The following is a 20,920-nucleotide window of genomic DNA, read 5'->3' as shown; positions in this document are numbered from 1 at the left end:
GACTAAAGATCCGATGCTTCCGATCGCGTCCGGTCGGTACTTGCCGCACGCCAATGTTGAAGACGAGTTCACCGAGTATGAGGGGTACGACCAACCTGATTGGGATGGTTACGGAGCAGAGCCGATCTCTCGCGAAACGGTGCGAGCGGCGCGATCGTTTAGTCGATTGCTGCCTCCGAGCGTATTGAAGCCTGATGTTGCGCCCGGGGCAGATGGCACAATTGGATTTGAATGGCGTTTCGGCTTTGGATCAACCCGTGAGTTCGTTTTGGTGGACGTTGGACCGGGCGGACGCGTAGTCGCGCGCAGAGTGGCGGCGGACGGAATTATCAAGAACTTTCCGCATACGACCCTTACGACCGGCGCGAAAGCATTGATCAACGAATTGTTCGCGCCCTAGCCCACATTCATGTCCTTCAGTCATTTCGAAACTGACAAGCCGCTTCCTGATTCTGCATGCTGGTATAGGTTTCTAACCAATGCTGATCACGTAACTCGCGATCAGACCGTTCACTATCAGGCTTTGAAGGGCGGACAATTTTCATCATCGGCCGGTAAGCCATGGCAACATGAGCTCTCGGGAGCGGTTGTCGGAAATCCAGATTCAGCGGATCAGATCAGGGCCAGAGGTGAAGCTCGCATTCAAACAATCCGCGACGGGTTTGTGGCGAAAGGAAAAGTGGCTCCATCGAAAATAAAACTTGTCGGTGTGGCGTTTGCAGCTGCTTCTCACCTAAGAGTTGATGTGCAGGGGATTCGTACAGACACCGCCTACACCCCTGACAATGGCAATCCATCGCACAGTGATTTTGTTACATTCAGTTCAACGAACGATCAGAGTATCGATCCTGTCCGACATTGGCTGATGCAAACCTTGGCGGTGCTGCCACAAGCGAAGATCGAGCAGATTGCGCCATGATTCTTCGGTTGGCGTAACCCGAGGGCGAGCGCAAGAGCGAGCCCCGACAGGTTTACTTCTTTTCGGGAAATTCGTGTGTGTAGGTAGCCGAGCCGAGATTCGAATTGCCGGGCCCAAATGCAGTGACTGTAACTTGATAGGAATGGCTGCCGCTCGGCGGGCTTGGGGGCGAATAGTTGTCCAGTGCTCCACAAGCAATCGACGACTGCCCCTTGTACGGTACCGTTCCCCCACCGTGATTGTAGCTGGGGACCTGAAGATCAACCATGTGGAACTGAAGGGTTGCAGTCCCCTTTGGCACACCGGTCAATGCGAACACTGGAGAGGCGAGGCCGCACCATCGAAAGCTCATCGAGAATGCCGACGCATTGGCTGTGCTCAAAACCAGGATAGCCGTCGCACAGATAATCAGCCGAATACGCATCGTGTCTCTCCCCAGAGCTCCCGATCATCAAAATTGATTCGGTTCGCTGCCGCAACGGAGCGAAGGTGGATGGCCGGCGAGCGAGCGCAAGCGGATTTCCCCAGGTCGGGGATGGATTTCTTAACGCAAATCAGGTGAGATGATCGGCGGAGCCTAGGAAACTCCCGAAGCGGTCCCTTGCCGGGGATTGCGCTTCATCCGCGATAGGCGGGCCGTCGGCCTTGCCGGGCCTCATGTCCCGCTGAAAGACGTCAACGCGCCCATTGCCGTGGGCTGCGACCGGCTCACTATGCCGGGAGTGCCACGGTTATGCAACAGCCCGAAAGGGTAAAGGCCGTGGCGCACGTTCTCGCGGACGTGTTCCTAGACTCCCGGTGCCAGCCTGCCGCTGGCGCCCGGCCCTAGGAAAGCCGGTTAATCCGCGAGCACTTCCCATGTCCAACGTCATCGACTTCCGGAGCGCATCCGCGCGCCGCGTGACCTGTATGCCTCCCGAGAATGTCCAGCCCATCGAGCCCCGTCGGCGGGGCCGACTGCCCCGCAGACTCGGCGGCCCGACCTGCAAGCGTTCGGAGGGCTGAGCCATGGCGAAAATGAAGCGTTCGGAGTGGCTCAACTCGCCTGTAGGCAGATTGACCGCCGATGGCGGATCGAAGGCGGAGCACATAAGGCGCCGTGCACGGTGGCTGGTGAATGAGTGGCAGTTGCCACGATGCCCCAAGATCGGCCGCACCTGGAGCAAGGAGCTAACTCAATGGTGCGAGAACCACGACGTCAGCTTCGATTGGTTGCTGTACGGCGACCTCAAAGGCCTGCAACGGATGATGCAGGCGCGGCGCATGGGTAAGGCGGCCGCTGGCTGAGGCGGTAGTTTTCCACAACCTCGTGGCGGCCCCGGATTGTTTCGGGGCCGTCGCCGTCCATGATTGTCGCGCGCGGGGCCGGAGGGCAAACCGTCGCATCCGTCTCACCGCCGGATGCTTGCCCCGCGCAATCCTTTCGCGGTGTGTGGTGAGGTCATGACAGCGAAGAAGCAAAATCCTTCGAAGCGCGGCCGGAAGGAGCTTGTCCGCGGCTTGCGCGAGCAGGTGCTGCTGCGCTTTCGTGCGCACTATCGTGCCGCCAAGAAGTTCAATCCGAAGCGGACAAAGCAAGACATCGTCGAGGCCTTCCTTTCCTCGAATGGGCCATGGTTGCGCGAGATCGGTATCGCGGTCGGCAACTATGCAACGCTTCGAAACGTTCTTGTGGCCGGCCGAAAGGAACGAACAGCTCGTCGACAGCGCAATTGGGGGATCTATACCAATATCGCGGGGCAGCACTTTTTGACTTCTGAGATTACCTACATGCGCCACGTGCTGGCCGGAGGCGAAGGTTTGGCCCAGGCTCTCCTAAAGCGCCCGATTTAAAGTGCACGTTTCCGGATTTAAAGTGCACCCATAGCCCGAGCAAATCACCGACTTTTCCGTTCGTTTCGAACACGAACGGAGACGTTCAGCGATGTCTATCGGTGATTTTGCTTTCCTGAGCGGCAAGCTTGTTTGCAGTCCTCAGGAAGCCATGCGGGCAGTGAACTGCCGCAACACGAAGTTTTACGAACTGCTGAATGCGGGTGAGCTCCAGTCCTACATGGATGGTTCGCGCCGGCAGATCGTGGTCGCTTCTCTTGTCGCCTACGTGCAGAGGCGCGTCGACGCGGCGCGCGCGGAGAAGGCCGCATGACCGAACCCGCCACTTGGAAGCGGGCTCGGCATGCAAACAGGAATCGTCGGGAAAACGATCACCTGGATATCGCCTTCGACCCCGAATTCGCGACGCACCCCGAAGATCCTCTCGCCGAGCCGCGCGTCATTTTCCAGCTTTGGAAATCACGCCGGCGCGACGCGTGCATCCGCCTCACACTCTCGCGATACAAGGGCAAGCCGATCGCAGACCTGCGAGTGTTCTTCGTGACTTCGACCGGCCACATGCAGGCTTCGAAGAAGGGGATTGCATTCGACATCGCGAAGTTGCCCGAGGTGCGGAAGGCGCTGGAGAAGGCCGAGGCCCTCGCGCTCGAGCTCGACCTGGTCGAGGTGGCGTCATGAATGCGCCGGTGCGATCGGTCGAGCGGCTTGTACTCGGAGATTTCGAGGACTTCCTCGATGTCTGCGGTTTCGAGGCCTGGTACGTCGAGCGCGGCTGGAAGTCCAAGCACCTTGCGGTCGACCAGCTGCAGGAACTGGCATGGCTCTGGGATTTGATCCCCGACGAGTCTGCGCAAGATCGAGTCCAGGCGGCTATGGCGGCGGCATTCGTTGGTCTGAGGAGGGCGGACTGATGGATGCTCTCACCGATAAGCCATGGCTTCACGATCCCATGTACGGCGGCATGTCAGCAGCGGCCGCCGAAGCCAGTTGGCGGGCCGCGGAAGCGCGTCGCGAGGCGGATGCTGCATGGGAACGCCAATTCGGTCCGCCGCATGACGCGTATCCCGAGAGCGCCGACGGCGAGCCGATCCTGGATTTGGTTCAACCCAGTGCTAAGCCGGCCGTCTACGCTGCGATCACGTCGGCGGCGTGGGAGGGCACCGAGCCCGAGCAACCGCGCTGGTTGGCCTCCGCGCGCGTCCCCAGCGGCGATTTGACGATCGTGTCCGGCAACGGCGGCAGCGGGAAAACCGAGATTCTGGTTCAATTGCTGGTCTACGTCGCTGCGGGCCTTGGTGATTGGCTCGGCTGCACGATCGATGCCGGCACCGCACTTTTGCTCAGCTGTGAGGAGCCCGAGCACAACATCCGCGATCGAGTCGAGCGCATCTGCAAGCACCGTTGCATCGATCCCTATACGCTGCCGGACTTGCACATGCTGTTCCCCGATCTGGAGAGCACCTGGCTGGTCCATGCCAACAAGGATGGTCGCCTGTCGCGCGCGCCGCTGCTGGACTGGCTCGAGGCGTGGATTGTCGAAAACAAGCCGCGCCTGGTCGTGATCGACAACGTCGCCGCGGTGTTCGACGGCGAGGCAATTGCCCGGCGGCAGGTCCGCGCCTTCCTTGCTATGCTGCGCAAGATCGCCCGGGAGCATGACACAGCGATCGTGCTGCTCGACCACCCGTCCGTGCGCGGCATGGCTGACGGCTCTGGCACCGCCAACTCAGTTGACTGGCGCAATAGCGTCCGCTCGATGCTGCACCTGTCCGACCCGGATAAGGACGACCCAGACGCGCGCACGCTCGCCGTGACCAAATCGAACCGCGGCCGCACCGGGGAGAGGATCACCATCCGCTGGAGTGGACTGACGTTCGTCACCGAGACCATTGGTGCTTCATCCCCGCACCGCGCGGCCGCGGAGCGCAACGTTGAGGACACATTCCTCCGATTGCTCGACCGGTTTCTGGCGGAGGGTAGGGAGGTGCGGCACACAACCGGCTCAGGATATGCGCCGGCCGCCTTCGAGGGCCATCCAGAGGCCAGCGGCATCAAGTCGAAAGCGTTCGCTGCCGCGATGGAGCGCCTGTTCGCCGCCGGCAAGATCGTTGTGGTCGACGGCAAGCGCTCCAAGCACATCGAGAGGGCCGCCGGATGAGCTTCCAAACGCCCCTACAAACGCCCCCCGCCGCCATACAGACGCCCTATCAGACGCCGCCGCAAACGCCCCTACAAACGCGCACAACCGCCCTGCACACACCCCCCTCATACTCCCCCCGGCGTTTGCGCCCACTCGCGCGCGCATTCCACCCGCTCGCAGACACGGCTGCGCTGTCGCTCCGCTCGCGTCCGCAAGCTCTCGATAGACCGGTGACCCATGACTGATCAGAAACCATCCCAACAACTCACCACCCAGCAACGGGCTGCCATCGGCAAGACCAAAGCCGGTGGGGTTAGTGGCCGGTTGAAGGCCGCTTGTGACGACATGGTGTGGAATGGCACCCCATGGGAGGAGGCAGCGACGAAAGCCAATTTGACTGTTCGCGCAATGCGATTGGCAATGAAGCGGCCGCAAGTGCTCGCGTATCTCAAGGCGGAACGTGGTGTCGTGCTGGCGCAACTCACGCTGCAGAATCCTCGCAGGCTGGCCGAGCTCCGTGACCAGAATGAAAATCGGGCGGCCGCAGTGCAGGCAGCGCGCGCGCTCGAGGCGATCAGTGAAGCCGACGGGCCCCGTGGAGACAGTCCGAACGATCGGCCTGGCGTGGTGATTCAGATCATCGGCGCCGCACCAGCGGGTGCGCCAGGCGTGAGCATCGACGTCACGCCGAACAAAAATCTGTCGACGGGAGAGCGAATGGACGCGGGCGATGATGAATGATCGCGAACACCAGCGAACTATGGGTAGCCGTGTGGGTACGTTGGCCGATGGCTTGCAAATGCGGCGCAAATCAGCACGTTGTGGCGGAGACATGATCCGCCGGAAGGGATTTATGCGCGCGACTGAATACCCAGATCCCACTCTGTTTCCTCACTCCGCAGGCGGGCGCCCGCGCGCGAGGCCCTCCGCGCTTTCAGGACCCGCTGACGCGACCCCCGGGGGGAAAAATCGGCCGCCGATCGAGGCGCTGGTAACCCGCCCTCACGCTTTCCCAGCAAAACCTCGGACCCGTATTTTTCCCAGGGTCCAGAACTTCCGAGCTCCAGGGCAGCGGACCGCCCAACATCCACGCGGCGGCGGTGTGGGGAGAAACAGCCGCATCATTTTCACGAGGTGACCGATGCCTGATCCAGTGACAACCGCTACGCCTTCCCCAGGGTCCGTTCAGCCAGCGCCCGCGGTTGCAGCGGCGCAGTCCGAGGCAGCGGCGTGGGCAGACCTGTCGCCGAACGAGCGGCATCGTCAGACGTTGGAGGCCGGCGACGCACAGTCCGGCCGCTATGATCCGGCGAAGGTGATCCAGACGCGCGACGAGCGCGGCAACCTGGTTCTGAAAGACCGAGAGACCGGGAAGCTGATTTCGGAGACCGGCGATGTGTCGGCGGATCCGACCGAGCAGCCGCCTACCGAGGGCTCGAAATACACCGTGGGCCGATTTGAGGTCAGCGAGGCCGAGCTCGAGCAGATGCTTTCGCGTCAGGCGATCGACGACCAGCGCAAGGCGACGCTGCCGGCCAATGCCGACGGCTACAAGCTCGAGCTGCCCGAGGGCACGGTGCTGCCAGGCAATCAGCAGGTCCAATTTGATGCGAATGACCCGGGCCTGATCGCCGCGAGAAACTGGGCGCATGCCCGCGGCCTTGACCAGGCGGCTTTCTCGGAAATGCTGTCGATCTACGCCTCGCACGTCGCGACGCAGCAGGCCACGATTGCGGAAGCAGCGCAGCGGGAGCTCGCCAAGGCCGGCAGTAACGCGACCCAGCGAGTGGATGCGGTCGGCCGGTGGATCACGGCGGAAATCGGCCACGCCGACGCGAAGCCGATCTTGAGCACCATGGTCACGGATGCACACCTGCGGTTCTACGAGCGCCTCATGCATAAGGTGACCTCTCAGGGCACCGCGCCGTTCTCGCAGCAGCACCGCGACGTCAGCCCCAACACTGTCGACGATGCCACGTGGAGCCGCATGAGCTACGGCGAAAAGAAGGCCTACGCCGATCGAGCGAGCAGCGGTGGCCGCCGATGATCGATTTGCAGCCGGCTGGATCCTATGACGAGTTTGTCGACCTGTTCGGTGACGTGCGGGTGGCGCGAGGGCTTTCATGTGAACGGGTCGACGATATCTGCGGCCTGACGCGCGGGCACACGAACAAGGTTCTCGGTCCGCGCCGCGAGAAGAGGCTTTCGCCCATGCTCATCGACACGTACTTGCCGGCCTTCGGTATCCGGTTGGCCGTGGTCGATGACCCCGAAGCTATCGCGCGAATGCAAGGACGCTGGGAAGCGCGCGACGAAGCCAACGTCCGCTACGAATTTGGGGACAGGATCAGCCGTCGGCTTCTCGACCGGGCTCGGCCCCACATCCTGCAAGAAATCATCGCTCAGCTCTCGGCCGCCGCGGGCCGAGCAGCATAGGAGAACTGAACATGGACAAGGATTTCGTCGACGCGCTCATAGCCAACCTCAAACATCTCGAAGACCGCATTTCATTCATTCGAGCGCGAGAGCCACATCAGCACCATGAGTTCAATGAGCTGATGGCGCGGCTTCGCGCTTGCGCGACGAAGAGGTAGGCCATCATGTCGCTTAGCATCACGATCAGCAACTTCAGTCCAGCGCCGTCGCGCCGCGACCAGGAGCTGGCGCTTCTTGTCGAAGCACTTCGCAACATCGAGCAGACGCTGCGCGCACCGGGCGGCTCGGTAACTTCTGGGAGCGCCTTCGTCGCCGGCACGAGTACGGCCGTCGGAACGTTCACCTGGACGCCGCAGGCCTCGAGCTGATGCAGAAGCAGGCCGAACATTGCTGCTTGTGTTGGCTGGACGGTGTGCGCCGGCCGCGGGTGAAGGGCTGGCCCGGCTTTTCCATCTGTCGCGAGCATCTTGCCGAGACCATGGGGGCCAATAGTGGCGCACCGGTGCTGCAGCCGACGCCCGGGCACGAATTCGCGTCGACCACGCTACAGTAGGAGCCAGCCGATGCCGCAATCGACTTGGAAGTCCATTTCTGAAGCCAAGCGTGGTCTCGGTTCGCTGTTGCTCCGTGACGGCGCCGGCCTTTCCGATCCGGTCTATGTCGGTCGACAGGCTGATGACGGCCGCTGGTTCTTCGGCGACCAGGAGACCCATCCGCAGTTCTACACGCATGTGCCGCCGTTCGACTGTGAGGATGGCAGTGGGCAATGAGACTGCCGCTATTCTCGGCCTCAAGCGCGAGATCAAGTCGATCCGTGCGAAGGCTCGCGAGTTGAGCGCACAGAACGAGAGCTGGCGCAGAGTGTGCGTAACGCTTCGCGGGCTTGCCGGCCTCGATGCCGGACAGTTTTGCAATCTCCTCAAGGCAGAATCCCTGCCTTGTGACTGAGTAGGTAGCGCGCACCGCAAGCGCGTTTCGGATCGGGCTTTCCGCAACAAGCCTCGCCTTTGGACATCGGCGCAAACGTCTTCCGGCGGCTCACCGACTGAGCCGAGCCTCAATCCGCCGCGCGCGGCTGAGGCCTTCGGAAGGTCGGTCCGATGTTCGCCCGTCTCGCGGGCCGCGTTGTCCTCGCGGCTGCATTGCTCGCCTGGTTCGCTCCAGCATTCGCGCAAGCACCGGGGCCCGTGCCCGCTCTGCCAGATCAAGAGCGCCGCACCAGCTACAACATCACCTCGTCGATGTGCAGTTGCGCCGTCGGCTTCCAGCTCTATGCGGATAGCAACGACGTCGCCAACTGGCTCGAGGTCTGGGTCAACGGCACACGGATCACGCAGGCCGGGAACTGGACGATCACCAGCCCGACCGGTTCGCTCGCGACGATTCCGCGCCCGATCACCGACGCGGTGCTGACCTTCACGCAGGCCCAGACCGGCACGGTGCAGATCGTCGGCGCCCGCCGGCCGCGCCGGACCAGCCAGTTCGCCGAGAACCGCGGCGTTGCGGCGCGCGATCTCAACCAGGCGATCACCGATATCGTCGCGATGCTGCGCGAGGATTGGGACAAGATCAACGATGTCTCGGGGCGCGCGGTGCTTGCGCCTCCCGGCGAGACGCTGACGGTTCTGGCCGCGTCCGCCTCGCGTGCGAACTCCGGCGCCTGCTTCGATAGCGGTGGTAATCTCGTCTCGTGCGTCTCGATCCCGAGCACGACCTTCACGGCCGGCAACGGTATCTCGATCACGGGTACCTCGCCGAAGACGATCACTAACAACATCCAGGGCGGCGGCCCCATCACGATCACGGGCACCAACCCGCTGATCATTGGTTGCCCGACCTGCAACACGACGCCTGCTGCGGCGACACCCGCGCTTTTTGTCTCAGCACGCGCGACGGCAACCGCGCTCGACTTGCACACGTTCAACGTGGTGCAGACTGGCGGCTACGCCGCGGCTGGCGATGGCGGCGGTGCAACGTTCAAAAATGTAGGCAGCGCAGCCTTCATCGATAGTTTCATAGCAACCGGCAATCTCACTGCGCCCGGTTCGGCCTACACGAATGGCACCTATCGCGGCGTAGCGCTCACCGGCGGCACCGGCACCGGCGCGATCGCAACCGTCACGGTCGCGGGCAACGTGGTGACCGGCGTCACGATCACCGGCACCGGCGGCAATGGATACGCGGCTGGTGATGTACTTTCGGCGACAGCCGCGAGCATGGGTGGCACTGGCAGCGGTTTCACCTGGACGGTGGCAACCGTCACCACGCCGACCGGCAGCTTCACCGATTCCGTGGGGACGCATTTTCAGCTCGTCGTCGACCAGGGCACTTTTGTCAACGTCCGCCAATTCGGCGCCGTCTTGAACTGGAACGGCAGCGACGGCACGGCGACCAACGACGCTGCAGCATTTCAGAACACGCTTTCATTTGCTAGCGCGCGCACAGCGCTCAACATCGACACGCCTGGCCACGCCGGCAGCGTGGTGATGGTCCCTGCAGGATCCTCGCTGATCTGCGGCGGCTTGATGGTGCCGGTTGGAGTGACGCTCAGAGGACAGGGTCCGATGAGCAGTTCGCTCAAACAGTGCGACTCCGATGCCGCGACACAGCACTTCATCACGCTTTGCGATCCGCAGGCGCATATCGCGTGCTTCGGGTCCGCGATCAGGGAAATAAAACTATACACGGGATCAGGGAGTGCAAATTCCGCGATCGCGATGATCTATACCAACGCGTCGCAGCAACTGATTGCGGTCGACAATGTTGCGGTTTACTCGGGAAAGCGATCGTGTCTCGTCACCGATACAGGATACGGCGGGGCGTCGAATTTCATAGCAAATGTTCTGTTCTGTACGCCCAGCAACACTACGACCAATCCCGGCATAATCATCGGGTATACGGCCGCTGTTACCACCTTGCGTGACAGCATTGTCGAGGCGAGCGCTCTCACCGGAAATGCGGTCACAATCGTGAACGCTGGAGGTATCGTTAATATCGATGGCTTCCATAGTGAGGGAATTTCCAGTCCGATCTTTTTCAACGTGACGGCGGGTGGCATCCTCGTAAACATCCACAACGTCACCGGTAGCGGCGGTTCCGCATGTGTCGACTTGATCACGCGGCAGTCCGGTTCGACTTCCGGCGCGATCGTGGTTGGAACCACGAGCCCCGGCAATTGCACGCATACCTTCAACAATGCGGGGAGCTTTACGACCGGTGCGATCGTCGCAAATCAGGTCTTTTAAGACGGCTGTGAGAGGCACAAAATCTGTGGTTGCGCCCCGATAATTGTTTCCATAGATTTCCAGAAAATTTCTAAACTATTTCTGGGCTGGCTCATGGACTGGCGCATCAAGGCATTGGCGTTCCGGGCGCTCGATCTTCCTGGTGGAGCGCATGCCCATTATTTCCTGCAACGGCATGTGACGCGAAACTGGCCGCGCCCAGTGAAGAGGTTGGATGGCCTGTCAACAGCAGCCAGGCGCCTTTGTGAAGACTACACAAGGCACACCGGCGGACCGCCAACGTCTGTTTTAGAGATCGGCGCAGGCCGGGACTTGGCAGTTCCGTTGACACTGAGAAAGCTCGGTGTTCAGCGCGTTATCGCCAGCGACATCGAGCCGCTCGCAAAGATTGATCTCGTCCAGCATGCGGCGATGCATATTTTACCCAACAGATCCTTCGCTAACTGGGATGAGCTGCGAAGCTTCGGAATTGACTACCGAGCGCCGCATCATGTTTCATCTGCCGATAGTGAGGTTGATTGCACATGTTCCCACGAAGTTCTTGAACATGTCCCGGCCGATCAACTTAAGCCACTTCTTTCGGGGCTCCGCGCTGTCACGAAGGGGCTGACCATCCACTCGATAGATTACAGCGATCATTATGCGAGATCCGATGAGAGCGTATCTCGCTTCAATTTCTTGCGTTACTCAGACACAGAATGGCGTCCGTTCAACAGTGGCAAGCAGTACGTGAATCGCTTGCGGCACAGTGATTACGTTCGCCTATTTGAAGAGGCCGGCTTTACGATACTCGACGCAACAACAATCCCAGGCGAACCAATTAGCGGAGTTGCAGAGCAATTCCTGCGTTATGATCAAGACGATCTTTTCGCGATCAAGGGCCGTATTATCGCGCGACCGGACTGAACAACGTTGTCGCCTGGACCACTACGTTGATCGTTGTTGATAGGCCGGCGCAATGATCGGCGCGCTTTGACCAGCCCACTCGAGACCAAACTCGCGGGCAATGCAGCCGGTCGAAGCGTGCAAGAAACTCGTTTTGCGCACCGATGCACGACGGCAACAATCGGAAATAATCCGCGCTTAGCCCCATTGACCAATTCCCCGCACGAGTGGCAGCACTAGCCGGGTCGCCAGCTATCTTTGCTGGCGACCATCATGGCTCGACGCCTTAAGCTTCATGGCATCAATGAAATATCGCCCCGAAGTAGATGGCCTTCGAGCCATTGCCGTTCTCTCAGTCATCCTGTTCCACGCGGGCTTAAATGCGGTTCCCGGTGGTTACTTAGGCGTCGACATTTTCTTTGTCATCAGTGGGTACCTGATAACGTCCATTATCAGCGCGGAGATGGAGACTGACAGGTTTACATTTGCGCAATTTTACGAAAGGCGGGCGCGGAGAATATTGCCGGCACTCATCGTAGTTGTACTGGCGTGCATCCCGTTCGTCGTCATTTTGATGCTTCCGCGCGAGATACTAGAATTTTCCAAGAGCGTGATTGCCGTAAGTGCGTTCGTATCAAATGTCTATTTTTGGTCCCTGAGTGGCTACTTTGATACTGCAGCCGAACTGAAGCCATTATTGCACACTTGGAGTCTTGGCGTCGAAGAGCAATTCTATCTTGTTTTTCCGATCCTCCTCGGCAGCTCCCTCCGGTTCGGTCGGACCAGGGCCGCGGCGCTGCTTGCTGGAATCGCAGTCGCAAGCCTTGCCTATGCCGAGTGGGGACCTCAGACAAAGGAAGCAACCTTCTTTCTGATTCCGAGCCGCTTTTGGGAATTGCTGATTGGCTCTCTGATCGCGTTGTCCCCAGCTGCAGATCTGCGAACTCGGCTACCAAAGGGGGCGCTTGATTTCTTGGGCTTCATCGGGATCGGATTGATTTGTTGGAGCCTTGTCGACCATGCTGAGCTTCGATATCCCGGCTTTCGCTCTCTGCCTCCTGTGCTTGGGGCCTGCCTCGTAATCCTGTTCGCGACCGCGAAGACCAACATCGGAAGGCTGCTCGGGAGCCAGATACCAGTAGCAATTGGTCGAATTAGTTACAGCGCTTACCTCTGGCACCAGCCTATCTTTGTTTTCGCTAGACTGGACGGCCATGACAGGCCCAGCACCGGTGTGGCTTTGGCACTTACGGCACTGTCGCTCATGCTTGCAGTTTTGACCTACATCTTCATCGAGCAACCGGCCAGAGATCGTAAGCGGCTGAACAGGTCGAGACTTGCTCTGCTTTGCCTCGGAGGGATTTTCTGTCTAACTGGCTTCAGTGTCGCCGCGATTTCCACGGGTGGATTCGAAAAACAGAGCCTCTACTTCAGCGAAACGAATGAGCGACGCCTCTACCAATTGATCATGGACAACGCCGGTCCAGATCTCACTCACGACATGGGTACAAATGGGGATTGCGTCTTCTGGGTACCGAGAATCGACTCTGCGGCCAGTGAACGGATCATTGGCTGTTCGGCGAAGTATGGGCCCGTAACGGTCGTTCTCGGCGATTCCCACGCGATGAACATCTACAATGCACTATACAGAAGCAACTATGGAGGGTCTGTTGTCGGCGTGGCAAATCCCGGCTGCCGGCCTTGGAACAATGACAATCAATGTCCCTACATAGGATTCGATGAATTTCTGAGGGGCCATAAGGAGCTCGTTGGAACCGTTATCGTGCATTTTGCGGGCTCTCATCTGGTGCTCGATGAAAGTGGGCGCGAAGAGCCTAGCGACGTGCTGAGATTTGGGGGCAAGTATCACTTTAACGACGGTGCAATCGACACCACGATCGACTACCTGCAAGCCATGTCCAAATTGACCAACGTAATTTGGTTGGGTCCATTTGTCGAAGCGAGAGTTAACTTCAACGATCTTGAGAGTATGAAGCGGGTTGCGAAGGCAGGCTTCCCTCTTAACCGAGTGTCAGTGGATATCTTTTCTGCACTCGAGAAAAGAATTCGTGACAGTGTCGCCCGACAACGAAGAGATTTCCACTATCTGTCTTTCTTCGACGTTGTCCGGCCGGACGCTATGAGGCTGCTAGAAGGCAATTGTCTGACGTACAGAGATGCGGATCATTTGAGCGTCTGCGGGGAGCTCATTATCGGTGAAAAGCTAAAAGCTGCCCTTCCAGCAGTCGCGTCATTTCCCCTTCGCCATTAGTCCGATCAGTCAACGATCGGATGACCGCGAGATATCAAGCCCGACACTCGGTACCTCAATAGCTGCCGCCGAGATTGTCGGTAACCGAACAGACAATTCCGAACGTATCAGCCACACTGTCGTGATCCGGGATTTTGCATCACTCGTCCCGGGGCTGGAGCAACGTCGCCTGCTTTTATTGCAAGCGGGCGGCGTTGTTGTTTAGAGGAGGGCGCCCCGCTCTTCGCGGCTGCTGCATGGTAGTTGTCCGCAATCTCAAGGAGGGCATCCCGGGCTTCAGGCATGGCACTTGCCCACGACCGAGCAACCGCCTCCATCTGCCGGTACTCCGCAGCAAGTCGCCGGGCCCGTGTGGGCTTAAGTGTGGGTAGAAATCCGAAATACTCGAAAATATTCGAGAAAGTGCCGCATTTGAGCGGACTCCGTCTCCGCCAGTCGTGACGTCCAGCCTCCGTTACAAATCCCCCGCACAATATAAGTCCAAGGTTAGTCCGGCCGCGGCGGCAGCTCGTCCCCCGCGAAATCGCACTTTGTCTTTGGCTTGGCCTGGTGCGCCCAACGGTCGAACGGCGCGGCGACGAGACCATCCAGCATCCATTCCGAGTCGGTTGCCGATTCTTCGATTCGCGTGCGTCGCAAGGGCGTCACGGAGAGCTGGCACGGCCGCCGCTTCACGGCGAAGAATTTGGTGGCATTTGGAACCGTTTCAAAAACGGCATGGAAAACAAATACTTACAAACGCGCCGCGATCACATCCACGTGTTATTTGTGCAACACCCGTTGGAAAACGCGCTTCGTAGGGCCGGTCTGGAGCGTTCTTTTGTTGTGTGTGCAAGGACGTTCGGTAATTGTGACCGGGCGACGGAGGGGGGCATCCCGAGGTCGTCCCGTTTTAGGTGGTTCGCTTAAGTCCCTCGCGTTCATGCGGGTGTGTCCGAAGGCGCGAAGCGGCTAGGCGGTGATTTGAAACGGGAATGGGAAATTGGCCATCCGGTCAGTGACCTTCCCTGAAGAGCAACTTGGAGGTTTAACATGAAGTTGGTTAAGAGCCTTTTGCTCGGCTCAGCGGCGGGTCTGATCGCCGTGGGCGGAGCACAGGCAGCCGATCTCCCCGTGAAGGCCAAAGCGGTCGAATACGTGAAGATCTGCTCCCTGTACGGTGCCGGATTCTACTACATGCCGGGCACTGACACCTGCATCAAGTTCGGCGGCTATCTGCGCGCCGATGCCTGGGCCCTCGGTGGCGACTACGGCTTCCGTCAAGGCGCGAACCAGGGTTCGAACAACCGTCTGACCAACTACTGGGGCAGCCGCGCCCGTATGGACTTCACGGTCGATACGCGTACGGCCACCGAGTACGGCGTGGTTCGCACCTACGCTGATATGGTCTTCACCTGGGATACGACCTCGGTCACCGGCAGCAACCCGTCGACGTTCTCAACCGGCAGCGCCTCGCTCGGTCTCTACCACGCGTTCATCCAGTTCGCTGGCTTCACCTTCGGCCGCACGGTCTCGATCTTCGACGCACCGTGGCAGAGCTATCCGGCTGGCGGTCCCGATACCATTCCGGGCGGCTCCAACCACGTCACCGGCGTGAACCAGGTCGCTTACACGGCTGATTTCGGTCAGGGCATCACCGCTTCGGTGGCGTTGCAGGATGAAACGACTTCGGCAGGTGGCGAGTCGAACCTCTGGAACCTGTCGGGTGCGACTGCAGCCAACATGGTTCAGGGTATCTACGGCAACAACGATTGGGGTGGAACGCGTGTTCCCGACCTCGTCGGTGCGATCCGCGTCGACCAGGCTTGGGGTCTGGCCCAGTTGTCGGTTGTTGGACATAACCTCCATGCCGCCTACTACGGCCTGACTGAGCCGACCGGTCACCCCGACGACAAGTGGGGCTGGGCAGTTCAGGGTTCGTTGTCGATCAAGAACATCCCGACCGGACCTGGCGACTCCATCAACTTGCAGGCCGTCTACACGGATGGCGCGTCTCGCTACAACTTCCAGAGCCTGTTCCCGCAGACGTTCTTTATGTACAGCGGCAGCGGCATTGGCGCCTACCAGGGCCTCGGGATCGCCGGCATTGCTGATGGCGTCTTCGTCAACGGCTCAGGTATCGAGACCGTCAAGACTTGGGGCTTCCGTGGTGGCTACACCCACAACTGGAACCCGAACTGGGCCAGCGCCATCTACGGCGGTTACGGCGCAGTGCAATACGGTGGCGGTGGCAAGACCGCGATCTGTGCCAACATGGTTGGGCTCCTCGGCTTGACCGGCAACTGCAACCCGGACTTCAACTTCGCAGTGATCGGTGTCAACACCGTGTGGACCCCGGTCAAGAACCTGGCCTTCACGGCGGACGTCAACTGGTCGCGTCTGGACCAGAAGTACTCTGGCGTCATCGCGAGCCCGGGCGTTCCTGCGGCTGCCAAGCCGGCAGCTCTGTATGAGATGAAGGACCAGGACTCGGTCTCCCTGCTCCTCCGCGCTCAGCGCAACTTCTAAGATCGATCTTTCGACCGATCAGAGAACCCCGGCGGGAAACCGCCGGGGTTTTTCTTTGCTGGTGTTGCGGCCTATATTGGCTCGACCGAGCCGGCTTTCTCGAGGGGGAGCGGCATTGAAGTCTTCAGCGTGAGTTGCGGTTCGACCATTCGAACGGGAGCGGTGATTGGCGCGCTTGGCGCAGCGATCGTCGCTGCCATAGGCTTTGCACATGCCCAAGGCGCCGGTGGCATGGGAGGGGGCTCGGACAGCATTGATCCGGGAGCAGGCGCCGGTGGCCCACCTCGGCCCGTAGTTAGCTCGCCTGGCGGGCCGCAAAAGGGTGCAATTCAGCCAGGTCGCCGAGACGATCCTGCCCATCGTCGACCTCGCCGACTCGTCCGGTAGAACAGCGCGCCGCCCAAGAGATTGCCCGTCGTGAACGCTGCCTATGATCGATCATTCGGCCGATCAGAGAGAGAATCCGACGAGCAGCCACCTGGGTTTTTCTCGCGGATGTTGCGGGGTATATTGGCTCGAACGTAACGGCTTCTTTCCGAGGAAAGCAGCGGAGTTGGAGATACGACTGTGAGCAGTTGGACAATTCGGACGAAAGCGATGATGGGCGTGCTCGGCGCGGCGATCGTGGCCGGCGCGACGATCCTCGCTCCTGCGCCAGCCACGGCCGAACGCTACGATCCCAGATATCCCGTCTGCCTCCAGAAGTGGGAGTGGGGTGGCAGCAGTACGATGTACTGCAACTACCCGTCCTGGGAGGCGTGCAAGGCGGCTGCAGCGGGGTTGTCGGCCATGTGCATGGACAACCCATACTGGTCGCAGTCGGCGACAACTGGCGTTGCCCGCCCGTACGCACCCGCGGGCAGGCCCATTCCGGTCAGGTGACGATGGAATTCGTGGCGCTTGGATTGCCGGCGCGGCTCGCTAGTCTCGCGGAGCTAGTTCGCGCGCGTCGAGCTACCGGTCGCGATACCTGACAGCATCAAAGCCATCGATATCGATGCGCAGATCACGCGAAACATGACATGCCTCTGGGGGCATGGCGTCGACGAATTGATGCGCGGCGTTGCCAGCTATGACGCCGCGCCGATGGCTTGGCAGCTCTTCTTGGACCGCGCCTCGATCGCGGAGGGGCGGTAAGCCACGAGTCCTCGGCTCATGCCGTTCCCGATTTCGGAAGGCTATCTGGGGTGCGAGTACCTGTCCCGCCTCGGACCCGGGTGTTGAGATCCGCCTGCGGAGTTGGATGTTCCGGCTCCAGCTCCGGCGCCCGCCGAGCTGCCGGTGGTCCCGCTCGTACCCATACCGCCAGCTCCGGCACCAGGTCCAGCGCTGCTGGCTCCGCCACTGCCCGAGCCTGTTCCACCAGCACCTGCGGACCCACCACTTCCGCCGGCTCCTTGCGCGAACGCCGGAGCAATCGACGTACTGGCGAGCAGTGCCGCAACCATTGCCATGAAGACCTTATTCCGCATGCCGTACTCCCGTTGATTTGACGGCAGGCTAATGACTCGCAGGCGGACACGTTCCTAAACGGAAATGCGGCTGCGATCCGCTTGATTGCAGCGGACGAGATGACGGAAACACGTTCAACGCAGAGCCGCGCAGTTACTCGACGCTGCCGGTCGTGCCTCTGTGCAGGTCGGCGTCAATTTGCAGCCGAGAGCCGCCACCGAAGCGCGCGCGATAAACTTGAAGGTTCTCCATGATGCGCTGCACGTAGTTGCGCGTTTCGGAGAACGGAATCAGCTCGACCCAGTCGACCGCGTCGATCCTGGATTCGCGCGGATCGCCGTAGCGCTCGACCCACTTCTTCACGCTGCCGCGGCCGGCATTATAGGCGGCGAAGGTCATGATGTAGGAGCCGCGGTAGTCCTCGAGCAGACCGCCGAGTTCGGCCGCGCCAAGCGTGGCGTTGTAGACCGAATCGTTCTTCAGTCGCGACAGGTCGTAGGTCGCCCCGTGCCGCTTGCAGACGTAGCGCGCAGCGTCCGGCGTCACCTGCATCAGCCCGTAGGCCTGCGCCGGCGATACCACCGCCGGATTAAACGCGCTTTCCTGCCGCGCGATCGCGTAGACGATGCTGCGCTCGACCTCGGGCCCGATCTGGCTGAACTGCGGGATGCCGTTGACCGGATAGGCGTAGAAGTCGAAGGGCAGCCCGCGGTTGAGCGCGGCCTTGCCGACCAGCAGCATGCCGCGGGCGTCGCTGTAGCGCTGGGTCAGCTCGCCGAGGCCGGCAAGTGCTTCGGGGTCGCCGTTCTCGCCCATGTCGGCGAGCATGGGGATCGCGATCTCGCGCTCGTCGAGTTCGTAGAGCAGTTGCGCCGCGCGCACGATCTCGAGCCGCTCGGCGCCGCGTCCGCGCGGCGCGCTGTTGAGCTCGATCTGCGGCAGGCCGAGTTTTGCCCGCGCAAGCTGGCCATAGTAGCTCGTCGACTGCTCGGCCGCGCGTGCATAGGCGTTGCGTGCTTCCTGCTGGCGGCCCGTCGCTTCCGCCGCGCGGCCCTGCCAATAGCCGGCGCGCGCCAGCGTGGTCGGGTTGACGCTGCCGACGCCAATGCGGGCAAAGTGCTGGGCGGCGGCCGCTGGATCATTGAGAAAGCGCAGTGCGATCCAGCCCGCGGTGAACTCCTGCTCGGTCTTGTAGATGTCGCGCGAGGGCAGGGCCGCGTCGCGCGCGATCAGATAGGCGCTGCGGAATTCCTCGGTGTCGATCATCTTGCGCGCGATCAGGCGCCGCTCGATCCACCATTCGTCGAGATTGTAGAGCCGGTTCGGGTCCTTCGGCGCCGACAGCATCAGTTGCGCAGCTTCCGCGAACTTCTCTTCGCGGCGCAAAAGCTGGATCTTGCTGAAGATGAAGCCGGGATCGCCGTGCAGCTCGTGCGGTACGGCTTCGAGCAAGGCGCGCGTGTTCGGCGCCTTCTTGTAGGAGGCGATGCGTGCCTTGGCGAGCGCCACATAGCCCGCACCGAGCCGCTTGGCTGCGCGCAGCGCGGCCTCGTGCTCGCTGCCATAGAGCAGCGTGTCCATCCGCGCCTTCTGGTCGCCCGGCGTGAGCAGCGCGCCGAACTGGTCGAGCGCGTTGTTCTCCGTCTCTTCCGACATCGGATCGGAGCGCCAGGCCTCGCGCACGAGGCGTTCGGCGTTGGCGCGGTCGCCGCGCGCCAGCATCGCCTTGGCGAGCGAGAAACGGCCCTTGGCGGAGACCGGGGATTCGTTCTCGAACCACGACCAGGCGGCCTGATCCTCGCGCCGGTCGTCCCAGAGCGCGGCTTCGAGGCGGCGGCGCAGGAAGGTCTGCGACGGCCAGCTCGGATTGGCGCTGATGAAAGCGCGGTAGCGCTCGACGCTGGCACCATTGTCGTCGCTGCGCAGGATGATCCATTCGGCGAGTTTTCGCGCGACCGGATCCGAGATCGCAGCCGCGTTGTCGGTGGCATCGCCCGGCCTGTGCTTGCGCACGAGCTCGATGACGTTCTCCAGCGTGTCCTTGTCGGCCTGCGAGGTCGACGAGGTCGCAGCGACCGCAGCCGGCGTGACAGGCTTGCGTGGTGCGGCATGCTGGCGCGTTGCCGGCGCCAGCACGGGGGCGGCGGTTGGTCTGACGGCAGCCGTCGCCGCCGGGGCGGGTGCGGTTTTGGGGGACGAGCTGTTGGCGGTCGGCTGGGATTTTGGCGCAGGTGCCGCGGCCGCAGGCTTGGGCTTGTCCTTTGCGGGTTCCTTGCCGGCATCCTTGACAGGTTTCTTCGCAGCATCCTTGGCCGGTGCGCCAGCCGTTCCCTTGCTAGCGCCGCCCTTGGCCGTGTCCCTGCCAGTTCCCTTGTCCGTTCCCTTGTCGGTTCCCTTGGCTGATTCTTTGGCAGATCCTTTGACGGGGCCCTTCGCGGTATCCTTGGCGGCTGGTTTCGCTGTGTCCTTGGTCCCGTCCGCGGTGGTCTCATTGGACTTGGCCAAGGCCGCGCAACCGACCGAGAGCCCCGCCATCAGGCACACAACCAGGCCGGCGGATCGCCATGTGGCATGGGAAAAGAAGGTCACGGCGTTTCGTCGCCCCGAATCGTTCAAGTGGCTCAAGACCTAGCTGTATTTGATTGAATATGCGGAAAAAATACCAACAGCCGCTTACCGCGGCCGTGTTTGGACCATCACCGCGGCAAAATCGCGGCCTAAACGGTGCGTCACCTCTGACCGGGTCTTTTACCGGCCCATTAGACCCGATATGAAAGAGGCCTCTTTTCAGGCCAGCACGCGTACGGAGGAAGCCCATGGCAGCCAAGACGAAGTTCCGGGGGTCGTTTACCGCCTTGGTCACGCCGTTCAAGAACGGCTCGCTCGACGAGGCTGCGTTCCGCTCGCTGGTCAACTGGCAGATCGCCGAGGGTACCCACGGCCTGGTTCCGGTCGGCACCACCGGCGAGAGCCCGACGCTCAGCCATGACGAGCACAAGAAGGTCGTGGAATGGTGCATCCAGGAGGCCAAGGGGCGCGTGCCCGTGATCGCCGGCGCCGGCTCCAACTCCACCAAGGAAGCCGTCGAGCTCGCCCAGCACGCCGAGAAGGCGGGCGCCAATGCCGTGCTGGTGGTGACGCCTTACTACAACAAGCCGACCCAGGAAGGGCTCTACCAGCACTTCAAGGCGATCAACGATGCGATTGGAATTCCGATCATCATCTACAAC

At 61.1% G+C, this 20,920-nt stretch carries 23 protein-coding genes; 21 read left to right on the top strand and 2 right to left on the bottom strand.

Annotation, left to right across the window (positions count from 1 at the left end):
* Positions 1-13 precede the first annotated feature (13 nt).
* Both SO140_RS41295 and SO140_RS41290 read left to right on the top strand, forming a co-directional pair.
* On the top strand, positions 14-400 hold the full coding sequence (locus SO140_RS41295; protein ID WP_449380878.1) for a hypothetical protein: 387 nt from the start codon (positions 14-16) through the stop codon (positions 398-400).
* A gap of 9 nt (positions 401-409) precedes the next feature.
* On the top strand, positions 410-919 hold the full coding sequence (locus tag SO140_RS41290; RefSeq protein WP_449380877.1) for a hypothetical protein: 510 nt from the start codon (positions 410-412) through the stop codon (positions 917-919).
* A gap of 52 nt (positions 920-971) precedes the next feature.
* Here the strand turns inward: SO140_RS41290 and SO140_RS41285 are convergent, their stop codons facing one another.
* Positions 972-1,343: a phospholipid-binding protein gene (locus SO140_RS41285; protein ID WP_449380876.1), complete on the bottom strand. Its 372-nt coding sequence runs from the start codon at positions 1,341-1,343 to the stop codon at positions 972-974.
* Positions 1,344-1,927: 584 nt separating this feature from the next.
* Between SO140_RS41285 and SO140_RS41280 the strand changes: the two genes are divergently transcribed.
* The 18 genes from SO140_RS41280 (at position 1,928) to SO140_RS41195 (ending at position 17,120) form a co-directional block, all read left to right on the top strand.
* Entirely contained in the window at positions 1,928-2,206 is a 279-nt protein-coding gene (locus SO140_RS41280; protein WP_449380875.1) for a hypothetical protein, read from the top strand.
* A 156-nt stretch (positions 2,207-2,362) separates the two neighbouring features.
* A complete protein-coding gene (locus SO140_RS41275; protein ID WP_449380874.1) occupies positions 2,363-2,752 on the top strand; it encodes a hypothetical protein in 390 nt (129 codons plus the stop codon).
* Between the two features lie 91 nt (positions 2,753-2,843).
* The gene (locus SO140_RS41270; protein ID WP_449380873.1) at positions 2,844-3,065 is read left to right on the top strand and encodes a MerR family transcriptional regulator; all 222 of its coding nucleotides are present in this window, start codon (positions 2,844-2,846) and stop codon (positions 3,063-3,065) included.
* Positions 3,062-3,430, top strand: a complete 369-nt coding sequence (locus SO140_RS41265) for a transcriptional coactivator p15/PC4 family protein (RefSeq protein ID WP_449380872.1) — start codon at positions 3,062-3,064, stop codon at positions 3,428-3,430. The genes SO140_RS41270 and SO140_RS41265 overlap by 4 nt, the downstream gene beginning before the upstream one ends.
* Entirely contained in the window at positions 3,427-3,663 is a 237-nt protein-coding gene (locus SO140_RS41260; RefSeq protein WP_449380871.1) for a hypothetical protein, read from the top strand. Before SO140_RS41265 ends, SO140_RS41260 begins: the two co-directional genes overlap by 4 nt.
* On the top strand, positions 3,663-4,910 hold the full coding sequence (locus tag SO140_RS41255; protein ID WP_498543934.1) for an AAA family ATPase: 1,248 nt from the start codon (positions 3,663-3,665) through the stop codon (positions 4,908-4,910). Before SO140_RS41260 ends, SO140_RS41255 begins: the two co-directional genes overlap by 1 nt.
* Positions 4,911-5,129: 219 nt before the next feature.
* Entirely contained in the window at positions 5,130-5,633 is a 504-nt protein-coding gene (locus tag SO140_RS41250) for a hypothetical protein (RefSeq protein ID WP_449380869.1), read from the top strand.
* Positions 5,634-6,033: 400 nt separating this feature from the next.
* The gene (locus tag SO140_RS41245; protein ID WP_498543933.1) at positions 6,034-6,939 is read left to right on the top strand and encodes a hypothetical protein; all 906 of its coding nucleotides are present in this window, start codon (positions 6,034-6,036) and stop codon (positions 6,937-6,939) included.
* Positions 6,936-7,328, top strand: coding sequence for a hypothetical protein (locus SO140_RS41240; RefSeq protein ID WP_449380867.1), 393 nt, complete (start codon positions 6,936-6,938; stop codon positions 7,326-7,328). Before SO140_RS41245 ends, SO140_RS41240 begins: the two co-directional genes overlap by 4 nt.
* A gap of 11 nt (positions 7,329-7,339) precedes the next feature.
* Positions 7,340-7,486 carry a hypothetical protein gene (locus SO140_RS41235; RefSeq protein ID WP_449380866.1) on the top strand — a complete coding sequence of 49 codons (147 nt, stop codon included), beginning with the start codon at positions 7,340-7,342 and terminating at the stop codon, positions 7,484-7,486.
* Positions 7,487-7,492: 6 nt separating this feature from the next.
* Positions 7,493-7,696 carry a hypothetical protein gene (locus tag SO140_RS41230; RefSeq protein WP_449380865.1) on the top strand — a complete coding sequence of 68 codons (204 nt, stop codon included), beginning with the start codon at positions 7,493-7,495 and terminating at the stop codon, positions 7,694-7,696.
* Positions 7,697-7,891: 195 nt separating this feature from the next.
* Positions 7,892-8,098, top strand: coding sequence for a hypothetical protein (locus tag SO140_RS41225; RefSeq protein WP_449380864.1), 207 nt, complete (start codon positions 7,892-7,894; stop codon positions 8,096-8,098).
* On the top strand, positions 8,088-8,276 hold the full coding sequence (locus SO140_RS41220) for a hypothetical protein (protein WP_449380863.1): 189 nt from the start codon (positions 8,088-8,090) through the stop codon (positions 8,274-8,276). The genes SO140_RS41225 and SO140_RS41220 overlap by 11 nt, the downstream gene beginning before the upstream one ends.
* Positions 8,277-8,428: 152 nt before the next feature.
* Complete coding sequence (locus SO140_RS41215) at positions 8,429-10,573, top strand: hypothetical protein (RefSeq protein ID WP_449380862.1); 2,145 nt, start codon at positions 8,429-8,431, stop codon at positions 10,571-10,573.
* A 93-nt stretch (positions 10,574-10,666) separates the two neighbouring features.
* The gene (locus SO140_RS41210) at positions 10,667-11,479 is read left to right on the top strand and encodes a class I SAM-dependent methyltransferase (RefSeq protein ID WP_449380861.1); all 813 of its coding nucleotides are present in this window, start codon (positions 10,667-10,669) and stop codon (positions 11,477-11,479) included.
* Between the two features lie 283 nt (positions 11,480-11,762).
* On the top strand, positions 11,763-13,730 hold the full coding sequence (locus SO140_RS41205) for an acyltransferase family protein (protein WP_449380860.1): 1,968 nt from the start codon (positions 11,763-11,765) through the stop codon (positions 13,728-13,730).
* A 1,032-nt stretch (positions 13,731-14,762) separates the two neighbouring features.
* The gene (locus SO140_RS41200) at positions 14,763-16,238 is read left to right on the top strand and encodes a porin (protein ID WP_449380859.1); all 1,476 of its coding nucleotides are present in this window, start codon (positions 14,763-14,765) and stop codon (positions 16,236-16,238) included.
* A gap of 567 nt (positions 16,239-16,805) precedes the next feature.
* Positions 16,806-17,120, top strand: a complete 315-nt coding sequence (locus SO140_RS41195) for a DUF3551 domain-containing protein (protein ID WP_449380858.1) — start codon at positions 16,806-16,808, stop codon at positions 17,118-17,120.
* A 723-nt stretch (positions 17,121-17,843) separates the two neighbouring features.
* Here the strand turns inward: SO140_RS41195 and SO140_RS41190 are convergent.
* A complete protein-coding gene (locus tag SO140_RS41190; protein ID WP_449380916.1) occupies positions 17,844-20,225 on the bottom strand; it encodes a lytic transglycosylase domain-containing protein in 2,382 nt (793 codons plus the stop codon).
* A 281-nt stretch (positions 20,226-20,506) separates the two neighbouring features.
* Here SO140_RS41190 and SO140_RS41185 point away from each other — a divergent pair.
* On the top strand, positions 20,507-20,920 hold a 414-nt coding region (locus SO140_RS41185), incomplete at its 3' end, for a dihydrodipicolinate synthase family protein (protein WP_498543932.1).

This window comes from Bradyrhizobium sp. UFLA05-108, assembly GCF_059803455.1.
This window is presented reverse-complemented; position numbering and strand designations above follow the sequence as displayed.

What these genes read in the sequence shown, in the direction of transcription:
- SO140_RS41230 (WP_449380865.1), top strand. Translation starts at nt 7,493, where the DNA reads ATGTCGCTTAGCATCACGATCAGCAACTTCAGTCCAGCGCCGTCGCGC.
- SO140_RS41275 (WP_449380874.1), top strand. Translation starts at nt 2,363, where the DNA reads ATGACAGCGAAGAAGCAAAATCCTTCGAAGCGCGGCCGGAAGGAGCTT.
- SO140_RS41270 (WP_449380873.1), top strand. Translation starts at nt 2,844, where the DNA reads ATGTCTATCGGTGATTTTGCTTTCCTGAGCGGCAAGCTTGTTTGCAGT.
- SO140_RS41255 (WP_498543934.1), top strand. Translation starts at nt 3,663, where the DNA reads ATGGATGCTCTCACCGATAAGCCATGGCTTCACGATCCCATGTACGGC.
- SO140_RS41260 (WP_449380871.1), top strand. Translation starts at nt 3,427, where the DNA reads ATGAATGCGCCGGTGCGATCGGTCGAGCGGCTTGTACTCGGAGATTTC.
- SO140_RS41190 (WP_449380916.1), bottom strand. Translation starts at nt 20,225, where the DNA reads ATGGCGGGGCTCTCGGTCGGTTGCGCGGCCTTGGCCAAGTCCAATGAG.
- SO140_RS41235 (WP_449380866.1), top strand. Translation starts at nt 7,340, where the DNA reads ATGGACAAGGATTTCGTCGACGCGCTCATAGCCAACCTCAAACATCTC.
- SO140_RS41225 (WP_449380864.1), top strand. Translation starts at nt 7,892, where the DNA reads ATGCCGCAATCGACTTGGAAGTCCATTTCTGAAGCCAAGCGTGGTCTC.
- SO140_RS41240 (WP_449380867.1), top strand. Translation starts at nt 6,936, where the DNA reads ATGATCGATTTGCAGCCGGCTGGATCCTATGACGAGTTTGTCGACCTG.
- SO140_RS41210 (WP_449380861.1), top strand. Translation starts at nt 10,667, where the DNA reads ATGGACTGGCGCATCAAGGCATTGGCGTTCCGGGCGCTCGATCTTCCT.
- SO140_RS41280 (WP_449380875.1), top strand. Translation starts at nt 1,928, where the DNA reads ATGGCGAAAATGAAGCGTTCGGAGTGGCTCAACTCGCCTGTAGGCAGA.
- SO140_RS41200 (WP_449380859.1), top strand. Translation starts at nt 14,763, where the DNA reads ATGAAGTTGGTTAAGAGCCTTTTGCTCGGCTCAGCGGCGGGTCTGATC.
- SO140_RS41295 (WP_449380878.1), top strand. Translation starts at nt 14, where the DNA reads ATGCTTCCGATCGCGTCCGGTCGGTACTTGCCGCACGCCAATGTTGAA.
- SO140_RS41250 (WP_449380869.1), top strand. Translation starts at nt 5,130, where the DNA reads ATGACTGATCAGAAACCATCCCAACAACTCACCACCCAGCAACGGGCT.
- SO140_RS41245 (WP_498543933.1), top strand. Translation starts at nt 6,034, where the DNA reads ATGCCTGATCCAGTGACAACCGCTACGCCTTCCCCAGGGTCCGTTCAG.
- SO140_RS41285 (WP_449380876.1), bottom strand. Translation starts at nt 1,343, where the DNA reads ATGCGTATTCGGCTGATTATCTGTGCGACGGCTATCCTGGTTTTGAGC.
- SO140_RS41290 (WP_449380877.1), top strand. Translation starts at nt 410, where the DNA reads ATGTCCTTCAGTCATTTCGAAACTGACAAGCCGCTTCCTGATTCTGCA.
- SO140_RS41205 (WP_449380860.1), top strand. Translation starts at nt 11,763, where the DNA reads ATGAAATATCGCCCCGAAGTAGATGGCCTTCGAGCCATTGCCGTTCTC.
- SO140_RS41215 (WP_449380862.1), top strand. Translation starts at nt 8,429, where the DNA reads ATGTTCGCCCGTCTCGCGGGCCGCGTTGTCCTCGCGGCTGCATTGCTC.
- SO140_RS41265 (WP_449380872.1), top strand. Translation starts at nt 3,062, where the DNA reads ATGACCGAACCCGCCACTTGGAAGCGGGCTCGGCATGCAAACAGGAAT.